13 protein-coding genes and 1 pseudogene are annotated in these 23470 nt (G+C 44.8%); 12 read left to right on the top strand and 2 right to left on the bottom strand.

Annotated elements, in window-relative coordinates; genetic code table 11:
• A pseudogene (locus tag ACCI49_RS19240) lies at positions 1-130 on the bottom strand (IS630 family transposase); the annotation flags it as partial.
• Positions 131-615: 485 nt separating this feature from the next.
• On the opposite strand from ACCI49_RS19240, the gene ACCI49_RS19235 reads away from it, so the two are divergent.
• The 5 genes from ACCI49_RS19235 to ACCI49_RS19215 all read left to right on the top strand — a co-directional run bounded on the left by ACCI49_RS19235 (position 616) and on the right by ACCI49_RS19215 (position 12840).
• Positions 616-1092 (top strand): MarR family winged helix-turn-helix transcriptional regulator, encoded by a 477-nt coding sequence (locus tag ACCI49_RS19235; RefSeq protein ID WP_371840790.1) that lies wholly within the window; start codon positions 616-618, stop codon positions 1090-1092.
• A 340-nt stretch (positions 1093-1432) separates the two neighbouring features.
• Positions 1433-1567, top strand: a complete 135-nt coding sequence (locus ACCI49_RS19230) for a hypothetical protein (RefSeq protein ID WP_371840789.1) — start codon at positions 1433-1435, stop codon at positions 1565-1567.
• A 27-nt stretch (positions 1568-1594) separates the two neighbouring features.
• Complete coding sequence (locus tag ACCI49_RS19225) at positions 1595-6253, top strand: fibronectin type III domain-containing protein (protein WP_371840788.1); 4659 nt, start codon at positions 1595-1597, stop codon at positions 6251-6253.
• A gap of 186 nt (positions 6254-6439) precedes the next feature.
• Positions 6440-12436, top strand: coding sequence for a toxin TcdB middle/N-terminal domain-containing protein (locus ACCI49_RS19220; RefSeq protein WP_371840786.1), 5997 nt, complete (start codon positions 6440-6442; stop codon positions 12434-12436).
• Positions 12437-12438: 2 nt separating this feature from the next.
• Positions 12439-12840: a hypothetical protein gene (locus ACCI49_RS19215; RefSeq protein WP_371840785.1), complete on the top strand. Its 402-nt coding sequence runs from the start codon at positions 12439-12441 to the stop codon at positions 12838-12840.
• Positions 12841-13727: 887 nt separating this feature from the next.
• On the opposite strand, the gene ACCI49_RS19210 is transcribed toward ACCI49_RS19215, so the two are convergent.
• Positions 13728-13907: an NADPH-dependent FMN reductase family protein gene (locus tag ACCI49_RS19210; protein ID WP_371840784.1), complete on the bottom strand. Its 180-nt coding sequence runs from the start codon at positions 13905-13907 to the stop codon at positions 13728-13730.
• 264 nt (positions 13908-14171) lie between these two features.
• Here ACCI49_RS19210 and ACCI49_RS19205 point away from each other — a divergent pair, with 264 nt between their 5' ends.
• From ACCI49_RS19205 to ACCI49_RS19175, 7 genes are all read left to right on the top strand, one after another.
• A complete protein-coding gene (locus ACCI49_RS19205; RefSeq protein WP_371840783.1) occupies positions 14172-14693 on the top strand; it encodes a mechanosensitive ion channel domain-containing protein in 522 nt (173 codons plus the stop codon).
• A 1756-nt stretch (positions 14694-16449) separates the two neighbouring features.
• Complete coding sequence (locus tag ACCI49_RS19200) at positions 16450-16968, top strand: hypothetical protein (protein WP_371840781.1); 519 nt, start codon at positions 16450-16452, stop codon at positions 16966-16968.
• Between the two features lie 202 nt (positions 16969-17170).
• Positions 17171-18454 carry a DUF294 nucleotidyltransferase-like domain-containing protein gene (locus ACCI49_RS19195; RefSeq protein ID WP_371840780.1) on the top strand — a complete coding sequence of 428 codons (1284 nt, stop codon included), beginning with the start codon at positions 17171-17173 and terminating at the stop codon, positions 18452-18454.
• Positions 18455-19445: 991 nt separating this feature from the next.
• Entirely contained in the window at positions 19446-20798 is a 1353-nt protein-coding gene (locus ACCI49_RS19190; RefSeq protein WP_371840779.1) for a phenylacetate--CoA ligase family protein, read from the top strand.
• On the top strand, positions 20785-21855 hold the full coding sequence (locus ACCI49_RS19185) for a hypothetical protein (RefSeq protein ID WP_371840778.1): 1071 nt from the start codon (positions 20785-20787) through the stop codon (positions 21853-21855). The genes ACCI49_RS19190 and ACCI49_RS19185 overlap by 14 nt, the downstream gene beginning before the upstream one ends.
• A 245-nt stretch (positions 21856-22100) precedes the next feature.
• Positions 22101-23099: a fatty acid desaturase gene (locus tag ACCI49_RS19180; RefSeq protein WP_371840776.1), complete on the top strand. Its 999-nt coding sequence runs from the start codon at positions 22101-22103 to the stop codon at positions 23097-23099.
• 83 nt (positions 23100-23182) lie between these two features.
• The coding region (locus ACCI49_RS19175) for a transposase (protein WP_371838736.1) at positions 23183-23470 on the top strand (288 nt) is incomplete at its 3' end.

The following is a 23470-nucleotide window of genomic DNA, read 5'->3' as shown; positions in this document are numbered from 1 at the left end:
TGCCTGTTTCATCGCCCCAGTAAATCTCTGCGCCTTCCTGTTTCGCTCGCTGTTTAATGCCTGTGCAATCTTCCTCCATTCATTTTTTAACAGCTTTAGGGTTTTGTTCATAGGCCCGCCTGGCGGGTTTCTAAAAATGTCCCTGATCTAATCTATGCGATCGAAGAACCGAAAATATCATAGCTTCCTAGTCACCAAAGGAAGTTAATTAAAGTATTTATCGAGCAATCTGAAGCCGATAACTCTCAGGCTCTATGGACGACTAATAGCCCATCAATTGATGAACTGTTGCCAATTGACCATTTAGGTCTCATAAAGAGTGAGCAATCTAAAGAGGTTGTTTCTTTAGAGAGAAGCGAACTTCCATATCCTTTGAGATGTTACAAAAGAAGCTCGAGCGTGTAGTATCCCACTTCCGAAATGAATCAATTCAGTATAAAGCACAGTGGAACTATCTGCCCGCCCTGATGGACGCCTTGTAGAGTCTTAGTATTCAATGCTCACAGTATTTGGTGCTTTTGTCCCAACTTTATCTTTGGTCGAAGGTAAGATATTTAAAATTTTTATTTCCTGTTATATAGTTGCTTATATAAGCATTTATGGATATCTTATATTATGAAGTACAGCCAGCTTGGTACCCAACTTCGTCATCTGCTCGAATTGCTGGATGGCGATGTTGCTGAAAGCTACAAAAAATGCGGCTTGGGCAATTACAAGCCCCGTTACACTCCTGTAATGCGCGCACTTATGCACAAGGGAGATGTCACCATTTCTGAGGTGGTGGCAAGCACAAATATATCTCAGCCGGCAGTAAGTCAAACTGTGAAGGATATGATTAAGCAAGGATTGGTACGAGTGTCATCAGGTGAAGATGCGAGAGAGCGCAAAATTCGGTTGACTCGCAAAGGTAGCGCTTTAATACCTGGGTTGAGGCAGCAATGGGTGGCCACATTGGAAGCAGAGAAATCCCTTAACGCCGAGCTTTCAGTGTCCCTACCTGAGTTGCTTGGCGATGCAATTAGAGCATTGGAAAAGCGCTCTTATCTGGCACGGATGCAGCAAAACACCTTGATGGAAGATGGGGATGATTGATCAATATAAAAATAAAATTCACTGGTCAATCATCTATAAGCAATCATATGGAATGTTTTTTATGACACTTAAGATGATATTAAAGAATAAATTATAGTTTTAGCACTAAAGTTTCAAAATTTCTGAAGGTTAATCTGCTTGGAGGTGAGATTGATCTCATTGCTCTTTATAAGGTTTTCCTTCAATTGCACTTAATTGGAATATTTTTTATCAACGGAATGATAGTTAAAAATTAGTACTGTATTTAAGAAATGTAATTTTCTGTAAGAATGTATTTGGCGACTTGGCCGTAAAAGTTGCTTATATTCTTGCGTGCCTCTAATTCTTGTGGTTTCTCTTTGTGAGTGTTCAAGGTTTTACGGTTCTGAAATTAAATATGTTTTCAGCGGGAGGTGTTTGGAGAGTATTAATTATTTTACAAGCGATTTTGAAACGTTTTGGGTTTAATGCTGATGCTTATCAGTATTTTGGCTAGATAAATTATAATAACTTGGTTTGATAAATGTTTACTTATATTCGTAACTTACTTGTGCTGCAGCTACTTTTTGCTAGTGCAGTCGCATATGGAGATTACCTGGATGGTCCTAGTGTGGATACTGATGGGAACTATTCTTTGGAGTATATGCCGATAGTTGCTACAGGTTTTTTTGATCGAACATATTTGAAAGAGTATAAAAATGGTAACTATGTACGAACTTTATCCCTGAATTCATGGGGAACGTCTAATGAATTTATTTCGATATCTGGGCTTTCTGCTGGTACCTATCGTTATGATTACTGGCATGAGTTTGAGGAGTGTATCCCAGACGACGATTTTAACCGGGCTGCTTTGAAAGCTCCCGAGCTATGTAGCGGGGATACTATAGAATATAAAACTGTCATCGCTACACATACTGTTAATGTGGTAACTCAGCTGCCGGTGCCTTCCAGTATTAGTTATACCTCTTTCGATAGTGATGGAGCCTACTCGATTAGCTGGTCCTCAGTTACTCATGCAAGCATATATGAGCTTTACCGCAGCCTGAATGGTGGTTCTTGGAGTAGAGTTTACAATTCATCAGGGACTAGCTTCTCTGAAAGCGGCCGCTCCACTGGCAACTACCAGTATCGTGTACGCGCTTGTGTTTCTAACATATGTAGTGGTTACAAGACCGGCGGAACTATTAAGGTAGAGCATGCCCCACCGGTTCCATCCTCCATCAGTGTACCCAGCTATACACCCTCTAGCAGTGCAAATCTAAGCTGGTCTGCCAGTAGCGGGGCCACTCGTTATGAATTACAGCAGCGCAAGGATAATGGTAGCTGGTCTGGTAATATTTATTCAGGTTCCGCTACCAGCAGTACTGTTTCTTCTTTGAGTCATGGAAGTAACTACCGATACAGAGTGCGTGCTTGTAATACTACCTGCTCTGGTTATCGTGAAGGAGGGGATCTGATTGTCTCTTATCGCCCTGGAGTACCTACTCCCAGCCTATCCACAAAGAACAGCCCAGATGGTAAATACACACTGAGCTGGAATGCCATGCAATTTGCCGCTATCTATCAGGTTTTGGACGCTAACGGTTCATCTATTTATAGTGGCTCGGGCCTGAGTAAGAGCTTTACCGATATTAATAATGGTACATACAGCTATAAGGTGCGCGCCTGTAACGAAAATAAATATGCCTGTTCCGATTACTCCTCACTGGTAACAGTTAAGGTCGATCGCAACGTAGGTGTGCCGGTATTGTCAATAGATTCAGCGGAGAGCTGGAAAGGAAAGCTTACCCTGAATTGGGGAAAAGTGGATAAAGGCGGCCTCGAAGTTAAATATGAGGTGCTGGATAATACTGGTAAGCAAATTTATCTTGGTACTGATCTCAAATTCACTATCACAAACTTGAGTAATGGACAGTACTGCTACAAGGTTCGAGCACTGACCTCTAGCGATCAGTCCAGTTATTCTCCGCAAGACTGCTCTACCGTTGCCATACTACAACCGCCAGTAGTACCAGACTATATCACTTTGCCTTCTTCTACTGGTGAGGGTTATACAGTGAACTGGCCATCGGTCGATAACGCCGATAGCTACCTGTTGCAGCAACGTATTAATAGTAACAGTGAGTCGGCTTGGCAAACTGTATACTCGGGCTCTGGTAATGTTTATGACTACAACGCCTCTCCACTCGTATACGGTACTCACGATTATCGTGTCCAAGCTGCTAACAAGGCAGGTTCATCCGACTTCAGTGGCACTTTTACAGTTACTGTTGAAGTTGATCCAACGGTACAGATCCGTAAGCAGCTCTATTACAATGAGGCAGATCAGGTACCGGCAGATCAACATAATCCGACTCAGGGTATTTTCTCCCGGGATAAAGCGGCCTTCCGCTACCTGGACTTGATGTATATCGTTGATACTGACACCAATACGGTCATCAACCCTTATGCCAGTGGTGAAGCCACGGTTGAATTTTCCAGCCTGTATGACGCTGCCGAGCGTAACCTCGCCACCGATGTGGAAGCGTTTATTTTTGAGCAGCTGACCGACCACCCCAACAATGAAAACCTGCAGCGTTTCACGCTGGATGTTTACTACGATCGCGCGGTAGCGGAAATGATCCTGGCCAATGAAGCCCTGGATAATGCCCGTATCAGCCGCCTGCGTAACGAAGCGGTGGAGGTTGAAGTTGGTCATATAGAAACCGCACACCAGTTGTTGAAAGACGCCCTGGAGCAATACAACTCCCTGCTGACTTATGCACCGGAGTTTATAGCGCAGTGGGGCCCTTCCCGTGGTCAAATTAGTCCTCGTTACTATGACCCCAACGACCTGGCCCAAAAAGATGTAACCCCGGCAGAATTACTTTTCACCGGTTACAAAGATGTCACCATGCTCTATCAGCTGATGAGCAAGTTGGCCTCTACAAAAGTGCAGCAAGCGCGTTTGGCCGTCGTAGCCGGACAGACCAATACCACCTTGTTGGCGCAGATGGTTGACGAGATGGACACGCTGCGCAGTGAGCTGATTGCCAAAGAGGCATCGTTGCGAGCCATCTTCCCGAATGTCGACTTCACCCAGGTACAAGGTTTTTCTGGCCTGCCTGAAGCTGTATCCGAATGGAGCACCCACATCAGCGATTTGGAAAACTCAGTGAGCTGGCTCACTGGTGAAACCAATATTCTGGGCCTGCCCCAGGATGCCGTGTTGTTGGTACAGGGCTACGGTATTGATGGCAATACAGTGTTTGACTCCTTCGATGCCCTGAATGACTTCCTCGGCAACGAAAGCAGTGGTCCTATAGCGACAGCGCAAAACAGTTTGGTAGCTGCGAAAACCAGCTATGAGAACTATCGTCACAGCGCTGACAAGCTGGCTACGGAATATACTGATCGCCACCAGCAGTTGGGCAATTGGTTGTACAGCTTGCTGGGCTTGGAATTCCCGAGCAATTGCTTTAACCAGGATTGCATTATTGTTGAAGAGTCCGCGCAGCAAGGCAGTGAGATTGCACTGCAGGCAAATAATATTGAACTCGCGGAAATTGCGCTGAGTAACAATTTGCAGCGCATGGAAAATCTGCTGAGTGCGATCGAAATCGAAATTCAGCGACGCGCGGAAGAAGAGGGTATCGTCGACGGCATGTCGAAGATTATTCTGGATTATGGCTCGAAGCAGGAATCAGTTTCGAAGCAGATCACCAATATTCGTGAAGAAGCGGAGAAATCCAGAAAGCGGGGTGGCTTCCTGAAAGTGGTGGGTGGTGCGATCAAAGCGTATTTCACCGGGGATACAAGCACTCTGAAGCAGGGTATCGGTCAGGTGGTTTCCAGCCATAAGAATCTCAAGAGTATTAAAGAGGTTGGTAAACTGGAAGCGCTGAGCATTCGCTTGGGCGCAGAGGAGCGAGCCAAGCTGAATGACAGCACGAATAAACTGCTTGATGTGGAAAGCCGTGCACGCGTGCGCACCATGTGGCTGGAAGCGAATACCATCGCTCTGGATATTGCTCAGGCAGAAGCGACCGTAGAGCAGGAAGTCGAGCGTCTGATCGGTATGCTTAATCAGGCACAGCGGGTTATGAACCAGATGTTCACCACCAACGCTAACTTGGCAGAGCGTTATTTTGCTGACCCGATTCACGCCAGTCGCTTGACCACAGAAATGCTGCGTGCGGAACGTCACTTTGAAGAAGCACAAAAATGGTTGTTCTATGCAGCTAGTGCGTTGGAGTACAAGTGGCAGGAATCTTTTATTGGGCCGGTTAGTGGTTCTAGAAAAGAAGCTATTTTCCAGTTGCGCAATACTGAGGAACTGAGGGATTTCTTCAGCGAGATGGCATCTTTTGATCAGTTGCGTAACTTAAATGGCACCCAGCAAGCGACAGACACATTCTCTTTAAAGGATGATGTTTTCGGTTATGTGGATGATATCAGTGGTATTCCACAAACCTATGCGCATCCAGATCCTGATCAACAAGGCGGTCCAGAATTGAACCCGCAGGATGCCTTCCAGGAAAAGCTGCGATTATTATCGCGCTCTTTCGGCACCGATACCTGGTTAACTGTGGAATTCAGTACGGTGAAGGAATTGCCGCGTAGTAACTTCTTCCTGGGTCCGGTTATTGCGGATAACGGAGATCTGTCTTGTCTTGCGGCGGGTGGGTCCTATCTGGATAAAATTGAAACCATTGGGCTCAATATTCCCCTGCTGTACAACGTCAGTGGTGAAACAGAAACACCGGCTTACCTAACCTATGGTGGTACCAGCTTTGTGCGCAGTAAAACGCCTGGCACCTTGGTGGAGACGGCAGATGGTGTAGGTATCAAAGATGAGTTGATTACTTACAGCGCACGTTTCTGGGATACCGTTGATGGGGCTAGCCTGGCTTTCCGTAATAGCTATCGTGTACCTATGGCTGCAAATCTGGATATGTTTAATAGTGGAGCAGGCTCCAGTTCTACGATTACCAGTGTCTTTAAAGAGCGTAGTGTCGCTGCTACTGGCTGGCGCTTGTCAATTAAATTGGCAGACCGCTTTGGTTCGCTGGTGGACCTTGATGCGGTTAAAGATATTGAATTGATCTTTAATCATCGTTTCAAGTCAAGAAACATTGACACTTGCGGTGGTGATAATGGTGGTGGACCACTGTTACTACGGAAGCAACCAGAAACTCACTAATCCTATTAGTCTAACTTCTAAAAAATAGATAACTTTCTTGGCAATCCAGTGGCATTGATGCTGCTGGATTGCTCCTCTATTTACAGAGGGGTTACTGAATTTAATCAGTATTTGTTTATAAAGAAAAAATTATTAAGTCCTTAAGGTGTTTTTTATAAAGCACTTCTCTCTAAAACAAGGATGCTTATGCTGCGCAAATTATTGCTGTCTTGCTGCCTACTTGCATCATCTACGGCGGTTATCGCTGCAGATGAACATACCGCTATGCAAGCGCCCGTTCTCAATCTGCCGACAGGCCCAGGAAGTATTTCCGGGCTCGGTGAAGCTTTTACTCCTAATTTAAATACCGGCACTAGTTCGCGTCTGATGAACCTGGCTGTACCCCCCGGGCGCAATGGACTGGCTCCAGATGTATCACTGGAATACAACAGCGGATTTGGTAACGGGTTACTGGGACTGGGGCATAAACTGGTTATTCCCTATATCCAACGTCAAACTGATAAGGGCTTGCCCAATTATTCAGAGTGGGGCCGTGCTGATCAGCAGGATAATGACTGGGATGGCCGCACCGATGAATTTGATGAGTTTGATACTTTTATCAACCATCGGGGTGAAGAACTGGTGTTGGTAGAAGACGGTGTTTACCGCACCAAAAATGCCAGCGATTTTGCGCGCTATGAGCGTCTGTCAAAGGGTTGGCTGGTGACCCAGTCCAACGGCCTGCGCTGGTATTTAGGACAAGACTCCAATAGTCAAGTCAGTGGTAATAACGGTGCATCGGTATTTTCTTGGTACCTAGAGGCGATAGAAGATACCCATGGTAATCGTATCGACTATCAATATCGCAAGCTGGATGATGGTGTACAGATTTATCTGGATACCATTAAATATAATACGAATGGCGATATGGCGGTGCACTTCCACTATGAGGAGCGCCCTGACATCCTGACAAATTATAAAGCGGGTTTTGAAATCAAAACCGCTTATCGCCTGCAGCGCGTGGAAACACAATTTGCCGGGCGCCACTTACGCAACTATGAATTTACTTATCACCCCCTCACCGAATGGCAAAACCTCTCTTTATTGGAAGAGGTCAGCTCGAGTGCAGGTGAGAGCGAGTCGGCGATAACACTGCCACCAGTGCGTTATGACTACACGCACTACCAGCAGGACCAAGTGTTTATGTCACCGATACCGACGGCAAGTCAAGTGCCGTTGGGCAATGCCGATGTGGCTTTTCTGGATATGAACCGCGATGGACTGCCAGATGTTATTAACACCGCACCGAATAAAGACGTCTACTGGCTCAACCTAGGTCCAGGGGACGATGGCCTGCCGCAATGGCAGAGTTATCGCGAAATGGATACTTTCTCCACCAGCCGTATTTCCTATGATGCCGTCACCTGGGCTGATATCGACGGTAATGGTGCAGTGAATATGCTGCAGTATGGCTCGGGCAGTACACACTATTTCCACCTGGATAATGATCATAGTTGGCAGTACAGCGGCGCTATAGATGGGCTGCAAATCCCCCTTGATGGCCCCCATGTGGATATGCTGGATATTAATAACGACAAGCGTGTTGATGTCTTTGCAACGATAGTGAACAGCAGCGGTAAAGTTTTATCCCATGTGGTGCAGCTAAACCATGCCGATGGCTGGTCGCAGCCTATTCAATTACCTATGGCAGCGGGTACCGCGGCTATGCGCCTGGGGGATCCCAACGTATTTCTCCGGGATATGAACGGCGATGGTATGGCGGATCTGGTATGGGTTGGCAACGGTTATGTTGCTTATTTTGCCAACCGCGGTCTGCAGGGCTTTGCACCTGCCGTCGTATTTGACAACAGTCCCGGCACGCTACACGACCTCAACAATGTCCGTGTTACCGATATCAATGCCGACGGCCGCGCTGACCTGGTATATCTCAATGGAACCCATGTTTCTATCTGGCTGAATCAGGGCCTGAACAGCAACCAACATCAACAGGCACAATTTAGCCAGCCACAACTGATCCAGGCCCAAGGCAATGTTGCTCCCGAAGAGGTGCGCCTGGTCGATATCAATGGCAATGGCTCCACGGATATTGTTTGGTATAGTCCCGGCCGCGGTGACAATACCTTTTACTTCGCCGAACTGTTCCCCAATGAGCAACCGAACCAGCTAAAAAGTATCGACAATGGCCTGGGTGCACTGACGACCCTGGAGTACGGTTCTGTTGTCGAAGAGATGGTGAGAGACCGCGAGGCTAACAGCCCCTGGCCACAGGGTATTCCCGTGGCGATGCAGGTGCTAAAGCGGATTGTTGTGGATGATGGCCGCGGTGGCGAACCGCAAACCACCGAGATGGATTATTGGGACGGCTTTTACGATGCCGCCGATAAAGAATTCCAGGGTTTTGCGCACAGTGAAGAGCGCCGTATGGGAGATGCCAGCACCCCGACACTGGCAACCCGCTACGAATTCCACCTGGGCCAAAATGCCGATGGCACCGAACAGGAAGCCCTGCAAGGCAAGATCAAACAAATAGAAACCCGCGATGCCTTCGGCGGAATTTTCTCGCGCGAGGAAAATCAGTGGGAGCTGCGTCATCTGCTGTCCGGTTATGCTGAGGAAAACCGCAGGGTAGAGTTTGCGGCTATGACTGAACGCCAGCAACACCTGCTGGAGCGGGGCAGCGGTACCCCCGTGACCCTTGCCTGGGAATACGACTACGATAATTACGGCAATACCACTTATATTAAAGAGCTGGGCCGTACTGACGGCAACTGGCAGGACGAGCGTATTACCCAATTGCGCTTCAGCGCGGAATCCGCCTCTGCACAGGGCCACTGGTTCCTGCACCTGCCGCTAGAGCGCAAGGTTACCGACCTGTCGGGCCGCGCTGTGGCCAAAGAGCAGTGGTTCTACGACGATGAAAGCTTCTCCGCTGGCAACTTAGGTGCAGTCTCCAAGGGCAACCTGACCCTGCGCCGACTCTGGCACGATGCCGAGAGCGCAGATGCCTATGTTGCCGCAGAGCGTCACCACTACGATGCTTTTGGTAACCGCATTCAAAGTTACGACCCCCTGTGGGACTCCAACACAGGCCACCAAACCAAAGTCACTTACGACCCGCAATATCATACCTTCCCCACGGAAGTGAGTTTGCATACCGGCAGTCGCTGGCTCACCGCTAGTGCGAGCTACGACAAAGGTCTGGGTGTACTTACCGACTACACCGACTTTAACGGACAACAGACTCAATATGATTACGACAGCCACGGGCGCCTCACTGCAGTGGCCGAAGCGGGGGACAGCCTACAACTCCCCACGGTCGAGTACGATTATCAACTGGCGCAAATGGTGGATGGCCACCGCATCAGCTGGGTAGAGACACGCCAGCGCGAACAGAGTGGGGCCGGCGGCACCATCGACACCCGCCGTTTTTACGACGGCCTGGGTCGTACCCTGATGGTGCGTAGTGAAGCCGAGCAGCCGGGACAGGTTGTAGTCAGCGATCACAGTGACTTTAATGCGCGAGGCCAAGTAGTACAGACCGCGCTGCCTTACTTTGCCCAGGGTCTCGCCTACCGCGCCAATGATAAAGGTCAGCACCACCGACAATATCTTTACGACGCCCAAGGGCGAGCCCAGGAGATCTACCAGCCTTACACCGCACAAAGTGGGGAAAGTGTCTTCAGCCGTATCACCTACCTGCCCATGGCACAGGTGCTGGAAGATGAAGAGCAAACCCGCGCGAACAGCGTTCACAACGGCGCCGCCAAAAAACTGGTATTTGATGGCCTGCAAACGGCACAGGGCGAATACCGCCTGAGACAAGTCGATGAAATTGTTGGAGCCAATACTCAGGGCGGTATCGGTGGCGCCACCTGGTCCACCTATTACGACTACGACCTCAATAATAATTTTACCCGCCTGCAGGACGCGCAAAATAATGTGCGCACCATGCACTACGACGACCTGGGGCGCATGCGCTTCTTGGACGACCCCAATCGCGGACAGCGCTGGCAATACTATGACGATGCCGGCAACCTGCTGGCTACCCGTGATGCCCTGGGGCAGGAGCGGCACTATCGCTACGACGGTGCCAACCGTCTCTTTGCCGAGTATCAATTATCACCGCGAGGAGAATCTCCCAGCGGCGCAAATTGGCAACCGGACTTACAGATGGGCTCTACCTCACCGGTAGTCAGCTACCAGTACGACCAGCGCGGCGAAGAGGGCGGTGCCTTCCTGCTTGGGCGCCTGGCCAAAGTGACCGACCAAGCCGGCTTTGAACAGTGGAGTTATGACGCGCGCGGCAGAGTCGTACAGCGCCAGCGCAAGATCACCGGCCCACAAATTGACAGCCCCCTCTATACCTCGCGCTTCGCCTATGACAGCGCCGGGCGTATGACACAGCAGTTCTACCCCGACAATAGCCGGGTGAACTTTGAATACAACGCCCGCGGCCTGCTCGAGCGCATTCCGGGAGTGGTAGAACGCCTGGACTATACCGCCAATGGGGTTTTGCAACACCAAGGGCTGGCCAATGGTGTTGAAACTGACTGGGGCTTTGACGAGCGCCAGCGACTGGCTGGCTTGCGCACCCAGCGCAGCGGGGACGCCCTGCCACTGCAACAGTGGGATTACCGTTTTGATGCTGTCTCGAATGTACTCGGTATCGACGATAAACGCCCCAGCGACGCCCTCGCCGCAATGGCTGCCGAACTCGGTGCAACCAGTGCCCAGGCAGCATCGCTGGCAAAAAATATTGTCTACAGCTACGACGATGTTTATCGCCTGACCGGCGTTGCCGATGATATCGAGCAGGTTTATTACAGCTACGACAAAATCGGCAACCTGCTGCAAGTGGGCCGCGCGAGTGTCGACCTGGCAGATATGGCCACCGCTGGAAATACCCAGATCACAGATCTGCGTTACGGCGGCAGCAATGACAATAACAACACTGGCGCCTCCAACCGCAGCAGTCGTGGCAGCCTGCCCGGCCCCCAAGCGTTGAGCTGGGCTGAAGGCCTGATTGAGTACGATGACAACGGTAATCGTACGCAAGCCGGCGACCAGACCTACCACTGGGACCACGACCAGCGCCTGACTTATGCTGGTAATCAGCAAGCCGCTGACCAGTACGGTTACGATTTTAACCACCAGCGCCGCTTTAAAATCACCGAACGTGCAGGCGGAGCCCGCAGTGTCACCCTGTATATTGACGGAGATAGTGAAGTACGTGATGGCAAATTACTGAAGTACATCAGTGTTGGCCAGAAACGTATTGCCCGCAGTGACCAGAGTGGGGAAGTGTTCACGCCGACTGAGTATTACCTGCACACACACGTAGGTTCTACCGACCTGACTCTGGATAAGGCTGGCAAGATCGTTAATGCCTTTACCTATAAGTCTTACGGCGAACTGGAAAATGTTTTCGGTGACAGTACTGCAGCACCTTACCGCTATGCGGGTAAAGAGCTGGATGAGTCTACGGGGTTAGGCTACTTCGAAAGGCGGTATCTGCAGTCTGACTTTGGTACCTTTATCAGCCCGGACCCGGTGCTAAACCACTCGGGACGTTTTACCGATCCGCAGCGTTGGACGCCTTATCGCTATGCACGAAATAACCCGATTAATTATGTCGATCCGAAAGGGGAATCGGTTTTACCCACTGTTTCTCAGCCTGAGAGGGAAATTCTGTTTTTCAATATGGGCGGGATGCCGACATGTTGTGATGAGGTATCTTCTACTCAAAAAGGTGAGGCTTTGGCTGCAAGAGCTAATAAAGCCTATAAAGATAAGGAAGCTTATGGATATGATGATCGTGCGGGAAATTTCCCAGCAGAAAGTTATAAATGTAATAAATTTGTGGCTGATATGGCTAATGATGTAGGTGCAAAGGTATCTCTAAATAAGGATAGACATGGTAACTCTTGGCCGCCTACTGCTGGAACATGGGGAAATCCAAAAGCAAAAATTCAGGGGTGGACAATAGTAGATAAACCTAAGCCAGGCGATGTGGTTGGCCAAGCCCGAGACTATTCAGATGCTTCAGGGCATGTCGGGATTGTAGTTGAGGGAGGGAAAGTAATTTCAGCAAGAAATGATGGCGTAAGTAAGGATGATTTTGAGGATGTATTCCCTAAAGAATATAAAAAGCCTATTGTCTATAGGCGGTATACGGGAGAGTGATTGTGAAATCGTTTGCAGTTTTTTTTGTGATTATTAGTTTTTTCTATGTGGATGCTTCTTTTGCTAGCATGCCCCAAAAATATATTGGAACTTGGAAGGTTACTCTTAAAGATCAATCGGGATTTCCCTGGTGGAACCAGATAAAGTACCCAGTTAAAATTTCAATATCATATGACCAAGCTAAAATGATTGATCAATTTGGGTATGAGTGCTCTATAACTAAGTCATTATACGATTCAGAGCTTGATGTTTTCGTATTTTCCCATTGTGGAATTGGTCGGAAATCTGATAGGGCGTTTGAGGTGTTTCAGATGGCAACAGTAGATTCAGAAGGAAGGCTTCAAGGAGAAGTTAGGAGCTATAAAACTATTTTTAAATGGGTCGGTGTTAGAGTTAAAGATTAACTAGTTATGCAAGGGTATATATCGTTAAGCGTCGTGGCTTCTATTGTAAATGATGTAAATTATTTTATTGATTTTTGTATCTAGGCGAGGTTGTTTTTAATGATGGAAATCAGTGGCTTTTAGGGGGTAAGGAATGGATTGTATAAGTTAATAACTTATATTTTCGAGAAAAGCCTAGATGTTCTCTAGGCTTTTTGTAGTGGTTTAATGCTTCTAGACACTTCATTACTAATTCGGCGAACTAATAGTTACTTCATGTTGCATATTTAATTGCCTCAAGGGGAACTCTATTACACCCAAATTTTCCGTAGTGGCTGTGGGAGACTTGATATCACCAGGAACAAAGTCAGGGATACCAGACTCAGGTGTTTGTTCAGATAGTTTGCAGTACCAGTAGAGGAACTAGCTGTAGTTTAAGTTGTGCTTATGAGGATAGGCGCGCTTGGATTGAGGGCTTTTTTTATAGGTCCTGACATGCCTTTACCACTGCTGCTGATTCACGGGGCTTTCCGCAGAAGTTGATGGAGAGGGGATCATGGCAATCTGCTAAAGCAAGTTGAATAATGTGGTTAATGTACCGCTTTCCCTTGAGCCCAGTGCGTAAATAGCGAATACTGGGTTCTAACGAGGGGTGAGCCTAGGTGACAGACTTCTCTACGCACTTACAAGAGCATGCTAGCGGCTACAATTTTCGATCTTCCTAGCAAAATGGGAGACAATACGATCCCCGGAAAACACAACATGTCTGCGGGGATTGTTGCTACCGATGCCCCCCGCTCTCCCACCAAGCTATTAGGGATCAATTTATACCAACAAGTTTACAGTAGCCGGTAACATTCCCAGGAGGTCTCGGTTTAGCCATATTGTCTATGCCTCTCCGGGCTGCATCAAACCTGTCCTTCGGACCACAGGACTAGTTCCCCCAATTCTTGAACCGCGGGATGGTCGTCACCAGTGACTAGGTTCGGAAGTAGCAGGTCGCTTGGGTAGAAGATACGAGACTCAGCGCCGAATAATTGCAATATCGGGAAGACACGCCTCAGCAGTCCCTTGGTATTTTCGTACAATCTGCGCTCCCAAGATTGATACGGCTTGGCAAAACATATATTGTAACCTAGTTTCTGTATGATCGGCTGGTGATCCGTGAATCCACCACCATTATGGAAGGAGTTATTTCCAATCTCCTTGGCAACCCCACTCCCGAGGGCTATGATCCAGCCCACTTAGCAGATAACGGCCTTATAGATAGGGCGCTGCGCCACCATTCAATCATTATAAACAGCTCTATACTCAAACTACTTTGGGTGTGAAGTCGTATGAGATAAACAAGTATGAACATCCTAATAGTCGCCCTTATCTTGACCTCATATTTTATATGCCTGAAATTGAGTTCCTCAGCAATTGATAGGTTTGGTAGCTCTAGAGAGGTCAAGCCTTACCGCCTAAAGTACATTTCTAAGACAATAAATATCGCTTTATTGGCATTTCACCTAGCTTTATTATTCACCGCCCTGGGATTTGAATACACTCAGATTTCCATCTTTCTATCCTCAGTATTTGCAGTCATTGGCGTGGCTCTTTTTGCGCAGTGGTCGATTCTAAGCAATATAACGGCCAGCTTGATTATTTTCTTTGGCTTCCCTTACCGCGTAGGAGACAAAATCCGGGTTATTGACAAGGACGATGATATTTCCGGTGTAATCGAGGAAATCACACTATTCCATGTCCTTATCAAAAGAGGTAAAGAATTGATCACCTATCCAAATACGCTTATCCTTCAAAAAGGGGTTATCAAAAACCCCTGCGCGAGCAAGCCTGAAACTCCACAAACAGCGTCCAACGAGGCTCCTTAGCATCTGCATTAGACCCCCTTGTAAATATAAGAGCAATAAATCTGGTGTTTTGGGGCATCAGCATCGCAGAGGGAGAGCTAAAAGGTCCACCAGCGTTACCAGAAGAACAAATTGGACGGGTTGCCCTACAAGCCGCACGGACATTGCCGCCCGAAGTACACACAACCAGGATATTGTGGTGTTGGGTGGATTGGTCTACTTTGAACGTACCCATGACTGGTCTCTCGATAATCCGGTATCAGAGTAAAGGCCTATGGCTACCAGGTGGGGACGCAAACTCCAGCTCTATGTCGATATGTTGACAGGATTTTCCAGTGACGGAGAACTGATCGCTGTGATTGGCGACAGTACGATTTATTGGGCACTATCAACAAGATCTGGGGCCACAAGCTGGAGGGGCGCGTTGAGCACAACGGCGACCTGGTGAATAAACCTAGTCCATTGAACGCCTGATGCAGACGTGTGGAAGCCAGAGAGGCACCTATTGAAGCGCCCATCACTCGGTCCTCGATAACCGGGAAAGTGCAGGCTGGAAACAGTTATCCATTTCGGCCCTCACTCCTTGCTGAAACCTGCGTTTCGGCAACCCCCCGTTTATAGGCCCGACCTATCGTCAGAGCCGCTGCTGCCTCCGAGCTCACCTCCCGGCTTCAACTCTAGTAGTAACATGGTACACAACTGTCGTGATGGGTAAAGTCGATTACACATAACCGCGTCCTTAGTGCGTGGGTTTCTACACAAAACTAAAAGGATGTCAAAAATTGGCAAGTATGGCGAAGCGCAGCTGACTTAGGGATTTTATTGAAGGTACAGTGTACATGGGGTGCAGAGTAGGCTTTCTGATGAAAGATTTTACGGGAGTCCTGAGGAAAGTTGTTTGTTTTTAAAATTATCGGACGGTAAGGGGGGGCGAAACAAATGAAATGAGGGGTGTAGAGACCCGGTAGCCACGGACAAGGTTAATTAAGTTGGCCAACCCTTAAAATGTAGTGGAATAAAACTTATGAGCCTCCATTCACCCATGGGAATATCTTACACTTCAGGACAGCTTATATTTCATAACTTCGGTGTACCCACAAAGTTCGAGCGTAAACTTACCCGTGAATGTACACAAGCGGGACTTCATGCTGCACTGCCACGCGGTTGCATGAGTGGGCATTCCAAAGTATTGCACAAAGCTATGCGTACCGAAGAAAAGAACCATATCATTGACGAAATCTGCACATTGCAGTAGGGGCAAAGCCTACATTTTACAAGTACATTGTTTTGGCCAGAGTGAAGCCAGGAACTATTGAGGTAATGTGAAAAGCCAAAAGAAACCGGGGTGAACTGGCTTTTAGCGACAGCTGGTCCAAGCCAAAAGCAGACTGCCACAGCAAAATAGAGCCTGGTTGTAATCCGGTGTAATTTTATTTTTACCTACAAAAATGTGATAAAGTTCACACTATTTTTAGTGAGAGTTTTTCAATTTTGTATACTTACACACCTCTCGTAGATTTTAAGAAATTTAGATAACACACTGAAAAAATTGAATCCAGAAATAAAAAGCAAGCAACTCTTGAGCCGTTTCTTCTTTTTGAGTTAAGGCCAAAAGGTCGATTCATTTACAAGTTACGAGAATAAGTCTATCAATTTTCTTCGTTGTGTGGTGCTTTTTGTTGTGATAAAAAGCGCACGCAGGGTTTCCAGCGCCAGTCTAGGATATTATTTATGGGTTTAGGTCAGACCTGAACCTCATGTTGCCATGCATATGTAATTGCAAAAAGGGGATTCTCATTTGGGTAGTATCTTTCAAGTCGTTTCAGTATTGTTGTGCTTGTGCCTCACAGCATGCTCCAAGTCAGAGTTTGAAGAATTGCAGGCTTCTGTTACTGAGTATGAATTGATCTCGGATAAGAGGGCAACAGCTTGTTTACTGACTCGCCATGTCAACCCCGAAGCTTCTCCGGTGCTTATCGACCAGAGAAAAACTATGCCTGCGGGCATTGAGTTAGATCTCCCTACATCAGATCTTCACAGTACAGCGGATCAAGTTGTCTCAAGGGTATCTCAATTCACCTACATAATTGAAGTTCCAGTGGTACTCAACCCAGTAAAAATCATTCGCGATATTAAAGAGAGCTTCTGGGACGCTGATAAAACTCAAGAAGTACAGATTATCAAATCTACTTTTAGAGGTTTACAGGAAAGCTATGGTCGAGCCGCAGTGCCTACTGACTGCTATTTAAAATTCAATGACCGTGTGTACTCCGCTCTATCTAGAAGCAAAAATTAGCAGAAACCATTACAGCGGTACCATCACGTGATTACCTGTGATATCACATTGCCTACCTCAGAAAAGTTTTCTATCCAGGAGATAGCGATTGCCGACATTACCCATTTCACAGAGCTGACGGATAACTTATAGATATCCGAGCTTTAGATGACCTATTGTATGTACACAGAAAATTACATCTTTTTCAACTTAGGGAAAATTTATGTCCTGTAATTACAAAAAACCTCTGTGCCCCGGCATAATTGAAAATGGCAGTTTGGCAAAAACTTGCGACAATTGTCTCTCGGATTACCTTGAAGGCCAACGCAATGAAATTGGGGACATGCTTAATTCCGGCAATTCATCTTGGCAGATGATGTTCAACTGGTCATCGAAATTAATTAAGTTCGTGGAGTGGCTATATAAGGATCAATTCGCAATTAATGGTCGCCCATCTGATTTTTCATTTTGTATAACTGGCTCGGGGGCAAGACGGGAAGCTTGCCCTCAATCAGATCTTGATGCTTTTATAGTAGTACCCAAAATTACTTCGGAGCAAAGAGACAAATGGAGGAAAATAAATATAGCCATTCGGAACCGACTTGATGCTATTAATAATACTAAGGTAAATGCAATCCGCCCCGGGAAAGGCTTTGTTTTTTGTACGGGCGGCCTGAACCCGATGGGAGTCGTCACAAAAAAGTGGAAGGCTATGCACGATAAAGATAATTTATTAAAGGAAGATGGTCTTATTTTTGAAAACACCAATACCGCTTCGGCATTTGCTGGATTAGTGGAAGAATACTACCGTAGCCCCAGTGATTCTAGGCGTATACTCTGGAGGCATATCGTTAGTGGGCTTCAGGAGTGTGATCATGCTTTTGGGAACCCAAGCCTACATAAAGAACTTAAGCATGAAATTAATTTTGTTTTGGGCAAACAGGGGGATGAATTTGGTCCAAATGCTCTTCTTACAAGAAAGAGGAGTGAGGGGTTAAAGGCAATACAGGCAGCTGTTAATGATAAGAATTTTCGTCCACCAGAGCCACATTCAAGCATAAAAAAGGTTAAGCGAGAAATTTATCGTGCCCCGCAGTTCATATTAAAGGGGGTTTCTTGGTTCTATGGTGTTGATGAAGCCAGCTCTTTAGCACAGCTTGCTCAGCTCGAAAAAGAGGGGAAAATGCATCCAACTAGAAGCAAACATTTTCGCTCGGCTATAGCTGCGGGAGTAAAATATCGTATAGCTTCACATGTCCACACTGGCGCGGAATTTGACAAGGTCTTATCTGCCTACGTACCACCTAATAAAAACCAAACAGGCTGGCTTCAGTTAACAACAAATGAGACCAGTGAACTTGAGGAGGCTGCCGACAGTGTCAGATTAATACTTAGCTGGGGCGAGGAGTTCCTCTCATCGCAGAAGCAATCTCTTGGTCTTCGTAAAAATATATTTGCGGAACCTTTCACAGTTCAAACAGCTAAACCGATGGTTTTTAAATGGTAGTAATCTTAAACACTAAACACTAGTAGTCCACTAGAGAACTGAGGTAAAGAGAAGGGCGGTTTTCTTTACCTGCTCGCCAAGCCGGGAAGATAGAAATTTTATAGAGCAATCCCGGCTAGCAGACTCAGTAAATATTTTATAGTTAGTTCATTATGTGTATTGCCCATTAAGTTAACCGTAATACTAACCTTAATTTTTGTGGGCTTTTGATGCAGCAATGAAAGTACAAAGAATCTGGACTGCGATATTTTGATGACGTCGTGCCAGTAGGTCGGATCATCGTAATTCCGAACCACCTGCTAGCATCGCAGGTGGTTTTTACTACATTGCTCATGGTTACAACTAAATACCTCAATCATTAACTGCTCAAGTGGTTCAATCCACAATCTAATTATGATTAAGCCGATACTGATTTAAGGGCCTTCTAGGAAGTGGCTCTTCTCTGATCAGTGAGATCCAGTATGGCTGCGGGCAGTACCACAAGGTTCAACATCAAGTTATTTGAAGCGAGTGAAAGCTATGAAACATCTGGGTTCGGAAAACCTAGTAGAGCTCTTAATATAATATCTCATGCCACTTAGAATGATAAGAGCCAGGAGGGAGTGGTGTTCGACAGGAGAATATCTATAAACACGGACAAAATTCATAAACCAATTGAATAAGACATGGAATGAGGAAAGAATATTTAATCATACTGACATGAAAAATGTGGACTAGATCGGGTTAATGACGACTTTACTTTAGTAGAATCTTTCCTAAATAAAAATCAATATATTCAAGAGTGACTTAAAAATAAACTCTCAAATTTTTTTGTGTAACCTGGGGCCTACTTCCATAACCTGTCAGAAAATACTTTTATTCAATTAATTATCTGAAGCAGGACTAAAGCATCCGAATAACTCATGGCTTTCCCACGTGTATTTTATTAAAAATACATGAATGAGACTTGTCCGTGAGAGTATACTGTCAAACATTTAGCAAATCTATAGCTATGACTATTACAGAAAATCTCGAACAATATAAGTATCTTTCAAATAATTATATCAAAAGACTGCAACTATATAAGTTAAAAAGGTGTGTTTCTTTTCATTACCAAAATAACAAAAAATATAAGGCCATGATGCAGGCTAGTGGCGTCACCCCAGAGTCTATTCAGTCATTACAAGACTTGGTAAAACTACCTATCATAACTCCTATAGAGTTATCTCAAGATAGGGTAAATGACTTTTATTCAGTTGACTCCAGTGAAATAGCAACTTACCTAGAAACATCGGGGTCTACAGGACGCCCCAAAATAATCCCTGTATCCTATACGGAAAGAGATATCATTTTTGAGCAAGGCGCGTTGATGTATCGACTTGCAGGTATTGGTTCAACCGCCTTAAAAAATGGCAGGTCTAGCCGTTCCATTTATTCGCTATTTCCTTTTGGACCGTGGCCAGGGCAATTCTTCTTACAGCACTCGGGGGAGGAGCTAGCATCAACAATTCGGGCCGATATTCGTATGCCTATGGAATGGCATAAAGAACGCTTGACTTTTTTTAAACCTGCTGATCTTGTGACGTATCCTTCTTTTATTTCATTTCTTTACGAAAGCTTGAAAAAAGACGTAGATTTTTTATCGCTAGACTTAAATAGGATTGTACTTGCTGGAGAGCCTTTTACCGAATCTTATCGACATAAGATCGAAACATTATTTGGTACAGAAGTATATGATTTATATGGCTGTGGCGAAATTGGTGTTGCAGCCGCGGAGTGCACTCATAGCCGAAAATCTGGTTATATGCATTGGTACTCACCTAATTTAATTCTCGAAGTAGTAAATCCACAAACACAGAAGCACGTATCTGACGGTGAATTAGGTGAAATGATAGTCACCAATTTATGGAGAACTAGTGTCCCCATTATTCGCTACAAAATGGGAGACCTAATATCCACAACTACTAAAAAATGTCCTTGCGATATTAACTTACCACTTGTTAGTCGAATATCAGGAAGAGCAGATGAAACATTTCAATATGGTGCAGCAAGCATATATCCTTCACAAATTTTTGATGCCATTGCAAGTGCCGGTATCGGTGATAAATTTCAAGTCAGAATCAAATATACAATTGATAAGCTGTCTGAAAAAATTATCCTCTTAGTGGAGGAGTCAGAAAATATTAATGTGGGCGAGGCCAAAATAAAAATAAATAATTTTTTGAGACAGTTATCTCCAGAATTTGAACAGATTGTCTATGGAATAAATTTCAGGCCAGAGATAGAAGTTATCTTGGTTGAAAATGGCACTTTATTTAAGCAGAGCCAAACGAAATTGAAGAGGATTTTTGATGAGCGAATTTGACATTAAGGGGTCTATTAATGACTCACTTCGAGAGTTGATTGATGTTCACACACATGTTATCAGTGATAATATTCTGTCTTATGAAGAAAAACTTAGAATAGGGAGCCTAAGCAGCAATTTCCCTAAAGATATATCAAAAGACTTTATTTTTGAATCAAGATTGTCCTTTAAAGATAGAGCTACAGATTTTTGTTTGAAAGTAAAAAAGGACAAGGCTACTTCCTTGAGAAAATTTGTAAAATCAAAACTAAACTCGAGAAACAGAAATCTATTTAATAATTTATTAAATTTTTTGAACAGCTGGATTGATACCATAGAATTTGATTACATTATTGAATTGCTCTGGTTAGAGTATGATATGACAGAAAAAATGAACAATGATGACTTTCCGCTAATTTACTTTCAGTTATCGAAAAATTTTCAGGAAAATATATTAAAATGCATTCCCGCTTTAAAAACAATAATCAAGGTTCTCCATCCCTACGTAACAAAAACAGCCCTTGACAACTTAGAACGATGTTTCTTCTGCCTACCCAAAGGCTCAATGATTAAGCATATTGGAATTGCCCCAAGCCGAAATATTAATGATGTGCGAGTATGTATATTTGGTTTAAGAAAAAAAGGGATTGTGGAAATATTAAACGCTATTCCATTAGTTGGTTCGCTCTCATATATTCAAAAAATAATTGGACCGCTTGATAATATGGTTGACTCCTTTAGCCTGCATCTTGATGTGGGTGATGTGTTTGGATCTAAAATAGGAGTAGAGTTAAGGAAAAACATGGTCTTTAAAGATAGTGAATGTTGGAATGACATTGCAAGGTATCTAAAGCAATCAAAACTTATACTAGATGATAAAAGTAATGAAGTATGTCGCTTGCATCATAAGATAAACGACCATGGAATTACCTATCTTGAGGGCTTTGAAACTTACTATTGCTTGTTATATATAAAGCTGATTTTTGGTGTGAGTAATTATGTGCAGGCGAAGGCATATATAGTGGCCACATCCCAATCCAATGAATTTGATATTAATTGTGTGGGAAAGAACGCATGACTTAATGTTCTATCGTGTGAATGAGGGTTGGGTTATTAAAATTTAGTCCTGCGAGAAAATAAATTATCTGCCACATGTAATTATAAATTTTATCGACAACCTCTAAGCCTAATGGTTTTAATGTTTATTTTTCAGGTTTTGGGAGTTAAACTCCGTCTAGCCTTAAATTAAAATTAAAATTAAAATTAAAATTTCGGCCGTATGTGTTGATAATTTTTTTAGGAAAATGTCTAAAAGGTAAACTTATGAATAAAAAAGAATGGCTTAAATGTCAAAATTCATTCACAAAAAATGGCAAGAGCTGGCCAACCTTAACTATTATATTGTTTGATTTGTTGACAATGGCTGCCGGTTTATATTTAACAAAAAAGGGTGGTTTTTTTTCGGTTGTGGCTGTCTTTTTTTTCGTTATAGTTTTCTTGCATGCTTATTTGTTGTTACATGAAGCTACCCATTGCTCTATAAGTCATTCAAAGCTTTTAAATGGACTGTGTGGCCATATATGCGGGTGGTTAATTCTAATTCCATTTTTAACTCGTCAAAGATCTCATTTGTTGCACCACGTTTGGGCGGGGCACCCAGAGAATGACCCTGTTAACAAAGCGATCATCCGATATTTTTCGGATATGGATGATGAGAAAAGAGTTAAAACGGAAAAAATTTGGCGAAGCTGGTTGCCTCTATTCACGCTGAGTGATCGGATTAGATTATGGCGAGAGACTATACAGAATAAAAGTATTGACTCCACAGGTGAAAAACAACAAAAAAATTCCAAATTTATTTATTGTTACGGAATGTCTTATATTTTTATAGGAGTTATTTTATTTAAATTTAATTTTTTTCTGAATTTTATAATGGTCTATTTTGTTGCCATTTTTATACTTTTCTTCTTTGAGGAATTAGTAAATATGCCGCATCACGCTAGAACACCTCTCTTGTCATTTTCCGACAAAGCTTTACCTTATTGGCATCAGTGTAAAATTGCTCACTCCTGCAGAAGAATACCCATATGGTCATATTTCTTCATTTTAAATTTTAATTATCATTCAGCCCATCACGTGTTTCCTAAGGCGCCTTGGTACAGGCTTCCCTTGCTGCACAAAAAATTATTGACTTATATGCCGGACTTAAATGATGAACAGAAAAAAGATGAGGTGACGTGGGCTTTAAGTAATAGAAAACAATCATTGTGCAGTATTATGAAGAACTATGTTGATGTGGCTGATACTCTCAAGCCAGAGTAAATGTCAAGTGGCCATAAAGTACGACTCTGAGCAGACAATCTTATGGGAACCTCTAAATGCTCACTAGTAAAGGTTATTGTCAAATGCAGCCGAGTTTTTTCGGTCTTGATGACCGCCATCGCAAGCTAAATGAACGTGATCCACTGGTTGCTCTTCGTAAGTTGATTGACTGGGAGGACTTCCGGAGTACTTTGAATAAAATCCCCACACTTCCAAGAAAGAGTAATGCTGGAAGAAGACCCTTTGATAAGGTACTGATGTTCAAGGCACTTGTATTACAGCATTTATATAACCTATCGGATGATGAGCTGGAATATCAGATACGCGATCGATTTTCATTTTGTCGATTTCTCAGCCTAAACCCGGAGGAC

This window comes from Microbulbifer epialgicus (assembly GCF_041447265.1).
GTDB classification, from domain to species: domain Bacteria; phylum Pseudomonadota; class Gammaproteobacteria; order Pseudomonadales; family Cellvibrionaceae; genus Microbulbifer; species Microbulbifer epialgicus.
The sequence above is the reverse complement of the archived record's forward strand: the minus strand, read 5'-3'. Positions and strand labels throughout refer to the sequence as shown.